Origin of the sequence: Cesiribacter andamanensis AMV16, assembly GCF_000348925.1 — a bacterium.
Taxonomy (GTDB): Bacteria; Bacteroidota; Bacteroidia; order Cytophagales; family Cyclobacteriaceae; genus Cesiribacter; species Cesiribacter andamanensis.
Genome location: NZ_AODQ01000160.1, coordinates 1 through 8,769, shown reverse-complemented (window position 1 = coordinate 8,769; position 8,769 = coordinate 1). Strand labels below are relative to the sequence as shown.

Annotated in this window: 8 protein-coding genes; 7 read left to right on the top strand and 1 reads right to left on the bottom strand. The window is 54.8% G+C overall.

All coding sequences use genetic code 11. The features are described 5' to 3' along the window. From ADICEAN_RS22795 to ADICEAN_RS18985, 3 genes are all read left to right on the top strand, one after another. A partial coding sequence (locus tag ADICEAN_RS22795; RefSeq protein ID WP_040398279.1) for a hypothetical protein occupies positions 1-375 on the top strand: 375 nt, incomplete at its 5' end. Positions 376-387: 12 nt separating this feature from the next. Next, complete coding sequence (gene lpcA / locus ADICEAN_RS18990) at positions 388-969, top strand: D-sedoheptulose 7-phosphate isomerase (RefSeq protein WP_009197282.1); 582 nt, start codon at positions 388-390, stop codon at positions 967-969. Between the two features lie 451 nt (positions 970-1,420). Then, complete coding sequence (locus ADICEAN_RS18985) at positions 1,421-2,965, top strand: YifB family Mg chelatase-like AAA ATPase (RefSeq protein ID WP_009197281.1); 1,545 nt, start codon at positions 1,421-1,423, stop codon at positions 2,963-2,965. A 166-nt stretch (positions 2,966-3,131) separates the two neighbouring features. Here ADICEAN_RS18985 and ADICEAN_RS18980 read toward each other — a convergent pair whose 3' ends face one another. Continuing rightward, positions 3,132-3,785, bottom strand: coding sequence for a carboxypeptidase-like regulatory domain-containing protein (locus ADICEAN_RS18980; protein WP_040398277.1), 654 nt, complete (start codon positions 3,783-3,785; stop codon positions 3,132-3,134). Positions 3,786-3,886: 101 nt separating this feature from the next. Between ADICEAN_RS18980 and ADICEAN_RS18975 the strand changes: the two genes are divergently transcribed. The 4 genes from ADICEAN_RS18975 to pruA all read left to right on the top strand — a co-directional run. Continuing rightward, a complete protein-coding gene (locus tag ADICEAN_RS18975) occupies positions 3,887-4,276 on the top strand; it encodes an ArsR/SmtB family transcription factor (protein WP_009197279.1) in 390 nt (129 codons plus the stop codon). A gap of 36 nt (positions 4,277-4,312) precedes the next feature. Then, positions 4,313-5,023: a YjjG family noncanonical pyrimidine nucleotidase gene (locus tag ADICEAN_RS18970; RefSeq protein WP_009197278.1), complete on the top strand. Its 711-nt coding sequence runs from the start codon at positions 4,313-4,315 to the stop codon at positions 5,021-5,023. 215 nt (positions 5,024-5,238) lie between these two features. Next, entirely contained in the window at positions 5,239-7,341 is a 2,103-nt protein-coding gene (locus tag ADICEAN_RS18965) for a SpoIIE family protein phosphatase (protein ID WP_009197277.1), read from the top strand. 72 nt (positions 7,342-7,413) lie between these two features. Further along, positions 7,414-8,769, top strand: a 1,356-nt coding sequence (gene pruA, locus ADICEAN_RS18960; protein WP_040398274.1) for an L-glutamate gamma-semialdehyde dehydrogenase, incomplete at its 3' end; no start/stop codon positions are given.

Here is an 8,769-nt window from a genome sequence, read left to right as displayed (position 1 = left end):
GGGTTAAGCCTGGTCTACATTGTAGTTACGGTTATTCTGATCATGAATGAAGAAAGCCTGTACAACAACCTGAACCTGCTCAACCTCATGGACTATTTTAAAATGTGGATGACGCTCGGCATCATTTTAATGAGCGGCCTGCTGCTCGTCTACATGCTGTCCATCCGCAGCCTGCAGGGCAGCCTGCGCCGGCTGGAAGGCGAGCATACCGCCACCAAAGCGCGCATGTACGATATGGAAGAATCCCGTAAGGCCGAAGATGAGCAGGCCGGTCGCCGCATCGAAGCCTTCCGCAGCTCGCTGGAAAAAGGCGGTCGCACCGATAGCAGTACCCCTCCTCCGGCCGACGGTCCTACCCCATCACCACGCCCCTGATCCGCTCTCCCCATGGAAGGAATCCGCCTAATAGAACAGCAGCTGCGCGAAGCCGCCCAGGTGCTGGAGAATTTTCTGAACAATGCCGACAATCTACAAAAGATAGAAGACGCGGCCCGGCTCATGGCCAGCAGCCTGCAACAGGGGGGCAAGCTGCTCTCCTGCGGCAATGGCGGCTCGCATTGCGATGCCATGCACTTTGCCGAAGAGCTTACCGGCAAGTACCGGGAAGAGCGCCGGCCGCTGGCGGCCCTGGCCATTTCCGATCCCAGCCACATCAGTTGCACGGCCAACGATTATGGGTATGAGCACATTTTTTCCCGCTACCTGCAGGCCCTGGGCCGCAAAGGGGATGTGTTGCTGGCCATCAGCACCAGCGGTAACTCCGGCAATGTGCTGCGGGCGGCCGAGCTGGCAAAGGCACAGGGCATAGCCGTAGTAGCGCTTACCGGCAAGGAGGGGGGTAAACTGGCCACCCTGGCCGACGTAGAGATCCGGGTGAGCCACCAGGGCTACGCCGACCGTATCCAGGAGATCCACATCAAGGTGATCCACATCCTCATTCAGCGCATCGAGCAGCTGCTGGGGGTGTGAGGGTAGTGGGTATTGCGTAGTGGACGGTCCGCCGCAGCGGTATTGAGATAAGGACTGCAGATGTAGGAGCTTACTTCTAAAACACTAGTTTTCTGCTTTTTTATAGTAGCTATCTCATAAATAGGTGTTTTCTCACCGTCATCCCGGCGCAGGCCGGGATCTCGTAACTTTTAGAGCAGAGATAAATTTTTTCTACTTAACTGTTGGCAGATTCCGGCGGGGCGGCCACCGCCTGCGCCGGGATGACGACAATAGCCAAAGTATCTATGAGGTCGTTCTAGTCGGTTATGGGAATAAGGTAGGAAAATAGCAATTTCTCAAACATTCCTTTCCCAAACCATTTTACTCTAGGTAAATCAAGTATTGTTCTGACAAGTCGGCTTCTTGCAGGAACCAATTCTCACTACCGCTGCGGCGGACCGTTTACTACCCACTACCCAATACCAACACTATGCTAGCCAAAACATATGGAAGCGCTGTTTACGGGGTCAATGCCCGCCTGATCACCATAGAGGTAAGTGTAGTACAGGGCCTTCACTTTTTTATGGTGGGCCTGCCCGACAATGCCGTTAAGGAAAGCCAGCAGCGGGTAGAGTCGGCCTTAAAATACCTGGGCTTTAGCATGCCCCGCCAGAAGGTGGTGGTGAACCTGGCCCCGGCCGATATCCGCAAAGAAGGATCGGCCTATGACCTGCCCATTGCCCTGGGCATTCTGCAGGCCTCCGACCAGCTGCAGGCGGCCGCCGAGCTGGAGCGCTACATCATCATGGGTGAGCTGGCGCTGGATGGAGCCCTGCGGCCCATCAAGGGAGCCTTGCCCATTGCTATAGAAGCCCGCAAGCAGGGCTTTAAGGGCTTTATCCTCCCCAAAGAAAATGCCTCCGAAGCCGCCATTGTCAACAGCCTGGAGGTGATTGGGGTCGAAAACCTGAAAGAGGCCGTTGAATTCATAGAAGGAAAGCGCTCCATCACACCCGAGCGGCAGGAAACCCGCGATATCTTCTTTGGCCAGCAGGACCATTTTGAGGTGGATTTTTCCGATGTGCAGGGGCAGGAGAACATTAAACGGGCCATGGAAATAGCGGCAGCCGGCGGCCACAATGTCATCATGGTAGGCCCGCCCGGCGCCGGCAAAACCATGCTGGCCAAGCGCCTGCCCACCATCCTGCCCCCCTTAAGCCTGCATGAGGCACTGGAGACCACCAAAATTCACTCCGTAGCCGGCAAGCTGGGCGGCAATGCCTCGCTCATTGCCCACCGGCCCTACCGCGCCCCCCACCATACCATTTCCGATGTAGCCCTGGTAGGAGGTGGCGGCGTGCCGCAGCCTGGCGAGATCAGCCTGGCCCACAACGGCATCCTGTTTCTGGACGAGCTGCCCGAGTTTAAGCGTACCGTGCTGGAAGTAATGCGCCAGCCGCTGGAAGAACGGCAGGTCACCATTAGCCGGGCCCGCCTGTCGGTGGATTTTCCGGCCAACTTCATGCTCATTGCCAGCATGAATCCCTGCCCCTGCGGCTACCACAACCACCCAGATAAAGACTGTGTATGCCCGCCCGGGGCCGTACAGCGTTACCTGAACAAGATCAGCGGCCCCTTGCTGGACCGCATTGACCTGCATGTGGAGGTAACCCCTGTATCCTTCGATGAAATGACCGGTGAGCGCAAAATGGAAAGCAGCGCCAGCATTCGCCAGCGGGTCATTGGCGCCCGGGAGCGGCAGAAGCGGCGCTTTGAAGCCACGCCTGACGTCCACTCCAATGCCCTGATGCCCTCGCAGATGGTTAAGGAGGTATGCCGCATTAATGAAGGGGGCAAGGCCCTTCTCAAACGGGCCATGGAGCGCCTGGGGCTGAGCGCCCGTGCCTATGACCGTATCTTAAAGGTAAGCCGCACCATTGCCGACCTGGCCGAAGCCGATGAGATCCAGATCGGGCACCTGGCCGAAGCCATTCAGTACCGTACGCTGGACCGGGAAAGCTGGGCCGGTGGCTAGGCTGTGTCTGAAGAATACATTTTTGGGATTCTAGCTGCCCTTCTATTGTGTCATCCCGACCAACGGGAGGGATCTTGGAGGCTGTTTTATTAAGATCTCTCCCGTTGGTCGAGATGACAAAACCCAACCTGCAGTACGTTATTCCATTTTTCAGACACAGCCTAGCTTACTTTTTGTCCCGGCTGTACTCGCCCCGCTTGATGGACTGGATGAACTTGGCCCAGTTCAGGGGGTTGAAGAAGGGGTTGGTGCGGATAAAATAGCGGTTGTGGCTATCCATGATCTGCTGCTGCGAGAAGCGCTTGTAGTTCTCGCTGCCATCCATTTCCATATTTTCCATCATCAGCGCCAGCAGCGTGGCATCCATGTTGCGCTTCATGATGTCTTCTTCCTCCTTGGGCAGCTCCATAGCCAGAATGGCCTGCTTAAAGAGCTGCTCGGTGGGGTAGGGAAAAATGGTGATCTCGGGCAGATAGGCCGTATCCGGCGATAGTTCGATGATCACCGTAATGGCATCACCAATGTTGTTGGGGATCTTGTAATGCTGCTTCTGATAGCCTGTATAACTAATCACCACACTATCGCCTACCAGCACGGGCATGCTAAAGTAGCCCAGGGGGTTGCTAACGGTACCTCTACCCGCTTTTGGCACATAAATGTGTACCCCCGGCAGCACGGCGGCGCTATCGTCGGCGGCCATGACAATACCGGAAAACTGTACTACAGGAGCTTTGCGCTGGGCCTGAACGGGCTGGCTAAACAAGACAAGTGCCACCAGCAGTGGCAGCAGAAGAACATAAGGAGTACGTGTTACCTTCACAGGGGTACCGTTAGGAGCTGGCAAATTACGTTAAGTTCTAAAAATTAAATAATTTTAGGAGAAATAGGTTCCGCAAGGGGGCCCTTTTGTTTACAACGTTCATGCGCCTTAAAAATTTCAGCCTGCAATTCGGTACCCAGCTCTTTAAAGCCCTCTCAGACGAGGCCCGCCTGCGTATGCTGCACCTGTTGTACCGAAAAGGCGAAATGTGCATCTCCGACCTGCAGCTAACGCTGGAGTTTACCCAGACCAAAACCTCTCGCCACATTACCTACCTGCGCAATGCCGGCCTGCTGGGTTTCCGAAAGGATGATCTTTGGATCTTTTATTTCGTAAAGGAAGAAATGGAAGATGTGGTACGCCAGCTGCTGGACCCCATGGAAAAAGATCCGGAACTAAAACGGGACCTGGAAGTGTATCAGATCCTGAACTCTAACCGCGAATTAGCAGTAAATAAGCTGCAGCGCCGCCGCTGGATGGGACCAAACTAAGGCCCTGCTTCTTTACCTTGCACCGAATACCCCCTTATGCGCCCCTTAAAAGCCCGCTACCGCTACCTGTTTTTTGATCTGGACCACACCCTCTGGGACTTTAGCGCCAACTCGGAGGCCACCCTGCGGGAGCTCTACCAGACCCATCAGCTGGCGCAGCTGGGCAATTTCTGCTCCGATACCTTCTGCAAAACCTTTGAGACCATAAACTACCAGCTCTGGGACCTGAATGAAAGCGGCAAGCTGCAGCGCGACGAGTTGCGCCGCCTGCGCTTTGTGCGGGTGCTGCAGGCACTGGGCGCTGAGGCCGATGAGCACATCGCCTCCGAACTGGACAAGGCCTATCTGAGCCAGTGCCCCGCCAAGCCGGGCCTGCTGCCCTTTGCCCGCGAGGTGCTGGAGCATGTGCAGGGCCGCTACCCCCTGTACATCCTCACCAATGGCTTTCGCGATGTACAGGCTATTAAACTGAGTGCTTCGGGCATTGGCCACTACTTTGCGGGGGTCTTTACCGCCGAAGATGCCGGCGTGGCCAAGCCAGATGCCCTCTTTTTTGAACATGTGCTCCGGCAAACCGGCGCCCGCGGGGAGGAGTGCCTGATGATCGGCGACAACCTGAAAGCCGATATTATCGGCGCTGCCGCTGCGGGCATCGACAGTGTGTATTACAACCCCTATAAGCGCCGCTACCATGTACCGGTGCAGCAGGAGATCCACTGCCTCAGCGAACTGCTGCGCCTGCTTTAATAGCGTTCCTGCTTTGGATTTTTCCAATCTGCCTATTGTTTTCAGAGGCGCTTCCCTGGCGATCTAATCAGGCCTTGTCAATGCGCTAACTGTAAGAGTAAGAGCCTTCAGGCTGCTCCCATTCTTTCTGTTCCTCATGTAATGTTTGGGCCAAATGCGGATTGATAAAGCGCGCATTTCTGCTTAAAATTGAATAGTTCTAAGAAAAAAATAGCGTGCAAGTACTGCTGGCCTCCTTATTGGGCATCCTTGTGTTTTTATCTACCGCCCCTTCTGCCTCCGGACAAGATCTGGAACGCATACAGGAAGCAGAAGAATGGCTAAAAAAACCACAACGAGACTCTGTTTACATCGATAAAGTAAATTATCTATGTAACGTTTATGCCCTTTCCGGCAAAAATGATCCGCTCCCCCTCATTCATCAGGCCCTCAGGCTGTCCGATAGCCTGGGCTATGTACGGGGTAGGGGCATGGCCCACATGAACCTGGCCATCTACAATGATATCCGCGGGGAGTACCACAGTGCGCTTGAGAATTACCTGATCTCTCTTAAGCTGCTCAAAAAGGCCCGGGATGAAGATAACCTGGCCCACCTGTTGCAAAACCTGGGCTATTTCTACAGCCTGCAGGGCAATTACAAAAAGGCCATTGAAGTTACCAAAGAAGCGGCCGACCTGATCTATAAGAACTGGGGAGAAAAACGCGCTAGTTATTGCTGGAGCAACCTGGGCCACTACTATGCCCAGACCACTGATTATGACAGTGCCCTGTACTTTACGCTGCGTGCCTATGAGCAGCTAAAAGTAGAAAAAGATACCGCCGGCCTGGCCGATGTGTTCTTTAACCTGGCCAACATTTCCTGGAAGGCCGACAAGAATCCCAAAAAAGCCCTTAACTATGCCATGCAGGCGCTGGAATTCTACATCGCCAACCCCATTGAGGTAGAGACCTACATCGACTGCAAGTCCTTTATAGGCGAGATGCACCTGCGGCTGGGAAACTATGCCATGGCTGAGTATTACCTGAAGGAATCGCTGGTGCAGGCCCGCCAGCACCGCCTGCGCTACCTTATGAAGAATATTTACCGCTCGCAGGCCGAGCTCTACGCCACCATGGGGGTCTGGCAAAAGGCCTATGAGAGCCACAGCCGCTTTTTTCAGTTGCATGACTCCATCTACAACGAGCAATCGACCAACCGGGTGGAGCAGCTGAAAGCCGAGTATGAGCTGGAGAGCCGCGAAGCCAAAATTGAGCTGCTCAAGCAGAGCAAGATCATTCAGGATGATGAGCTGGAGCGGCAAATGATCATTCGCAACAGCTTTATGGCCCTGTTTGGCTTGTTTTTGCTGGTAGCTGGTGTGCTCTACAAAAACAACCGCAGCAAGCAGCAGGCCAACCAGCTGCTTACTCGCCAGAAACACCAGATTGAGGAGCAGAACCGGGAGATCATCAAGCAGAATGAGCTTCTGGAAGAACAGAAAAAAGAGCTGCTCTCGCAGGCCAGTTATTTAAATCAGGCCAGTAGCCAGATAAGCCGCCAGCAGGAGGCCATCGAGCAGAAAACCTCGCACATTACCTCCAGCCTGGAGTATGCCCGCCGCATACAGGATGCCATGCTGCCCCAGCCGGCTGAATTAAAGGTGGCGCTCCCTGATTCTTTTATCTGGCTCAAGCCCAAGGAAATTGTCAGCGGCGATTTTTACTGGTTTGCCCAGGTGCGGGACAAGATTTTTCTGGCTGCCCTGGACTGTACCGGGCAGGGGGTGCCCGGCGCCTTTATGTCGCTTATTGGCGATCTGTACCTCAACCAGATCATTCTGCAGGAAGAAGTGCAGCAAGCCGATCAGATCCTGAACCGCCTCAACGAGCATGTGCACCGCTCGCTCAATACCGAGAGTGCCTACAGCCAGGATGGGATGGAAGCCGCCCTTTGTGTGATAGACCTGCAGCTGCGGGAGCTGCAGTTTGCCGGCGCCCGCAGCAGCCTGTACTATAGCAAAGGCGAGGCTATTGAAAAAGTAAAAGGCGACCGGCAGTATGTGGGCGGAACCAGCAGCAAAGCCTTTAGTGGATTTACGGTACACCGCCTTTCCTTTCTGGAGGCTACCTCCTTTTACCTGTGTACCGATGGGGTGCGGGACCAGTTTGGCGGCAAGACCGATAAGAAATTTGGCGAACGGCGGTTTATGGACCTGCTAAAGGCCCATGTGCACCTGCCTATGGAGCAGCAGAAAGAAAAAATCCGGCAAAGCCTGCAGGACTGGATGCAGCAGCACGAGCAAACCGACGATATGATGGTGATGGGCTGGCGCTTGTAATCGAGTGAGGCTTTGCCAGTGGGCCTTTTTTCGTACCTTTGCCGGGTCTAGCATTTTAAAACCCGAGCCGTCATGTCAAACGGATTTTTCAAAGTACCCTATCCCAAAAACGAACCCGTTCTCAACTACGCTCCAGGCTCTGCTGAGCGCAAGGCGCTTAAAAAGGCCCTGGAGGATCTTCGCAGCCAGCAGGTAGATGTGCCCATGTACATAGGCGGCGAAGAAGTGCGTACAGAGAAAAAGAAAAAAATGAGTCCCCCGCATGATCATCAACATGTGCTGGGCTATTACCACGAGGGCGATGCCCAGCATGTGGAGCAGGCCATACAGGCCGCCCTGAATGCCAAGGAGCTGTGGGAAGGCATGAGCTGGGAAATGCGCGCCAGCATTTTCCTGAAAGCTGCCGAGCTGATTGCCGGCCCCTACCGGGCCAGACTCAATGCCGCCACCATGCTGGGCCAGTCCAAGAATGCCTACCAGGCCGAGATTGATTCTGCCTGTGAGTTCATCGACTTTCTGCGCTTCAACGTTTACTTCATGAGCGAGATGTACAAGGTGCAGCCCGAGAGCGCCCCCGGCATCTGGAACCGCCTGGAGTACCGCCCGCTGGAAGGTTTTGTGTTTGCCCTTACCCCCTTTAACTTTACCGCCATTGCCGGCAACCTGCCCACAGCCCCCGCCATGCTGGGCAATACCGTGGTGTGGAAACCGGCCGAAACCCAGATCTACTCGGCCCATGTGCTCATGGAAGTGTTCCGCGAGGCTGGTGTGCCCGATGGGGTAATCAACCTGGTGTATGTGCATGGCCCTACGGCCGGTGAGGTGATCTTTAAGCATCCCGATTTTGCCGGCATCCACTTTACAGGCAGCACCGGCGTGTTCCAGACCATCTGGAAAACCATTGGCGAAAACATAGGCCGCTATAAGAGCTACCCCCGCATCGTGGGCGAAACCGGTGGCAAGGACTTTATCATGGCCCACCACTCGGCCAATGCCAAAGCGCTGGCAACTGCCATCAGCCGCGGCGCCTTTGAGTACCAGGGGCAGAAGTGCTCGGCAGCCTCCCGCGCCTACATCCCGGCCAACCTCTGGGAAGAAGTAAAGGGCTATGTGCAAGAAGACCTGAAAAGCTTTAAGATGGGCCCAACCGAAGATTTCGGCAATTTCATCAATGCGGTGATCGATGAAAAGAGCTTCGACAAGATTAGCCGCTACATCGATAATGCAAAAAACGATTCCGGCGTAGAGCTGGTAGCCGGCGGTGGGTACGACAAGAGCAAGGGCTACTTTATTGAACCAACGGTCTTTAAGGTAGAGAACCCCAGCTATACCACCATGTGTGAGGAGATCTTTGGCCCGGTGCTGACCATTTATGTCTACCAGCCCGAGCGCTTCGAGGAAACCCTGGAGCTGGTGGATCAAACCTCG

Bases quoted from the DNA above. Each gene is read 5' to 3' on its own strand.
- lpcA (WP_009197282.1), top strand. From the start codon at position 388: ATGGAAGGAATCCGCCTAATAGAACAGCAGCTGCGCGAAGCCGCCCAG.
- ADICEAN_RS18985 (WP_009197281.1), top strand. From the start codon at position 1,421: ATGCTAGCCAAAACATATGGAAGCGCTGTTTACGGGGTCAATGCCCGC.
- ADICEAN_RS18970 (WP_009197278.1), top strand. From the start codon at position 4,313: ATGCGCCCCTTAAAAGCCCGCTACCGCTACCTGTTTTTTGATCTGGAC.
- ADICEAN_RS18975 (WP_009197279.1), top strand. From the start codon at position 3,887: ATGCGCCTTAAAAATTTCAGCCTGCAATTCGGTACCCAGCTCTTTAAA.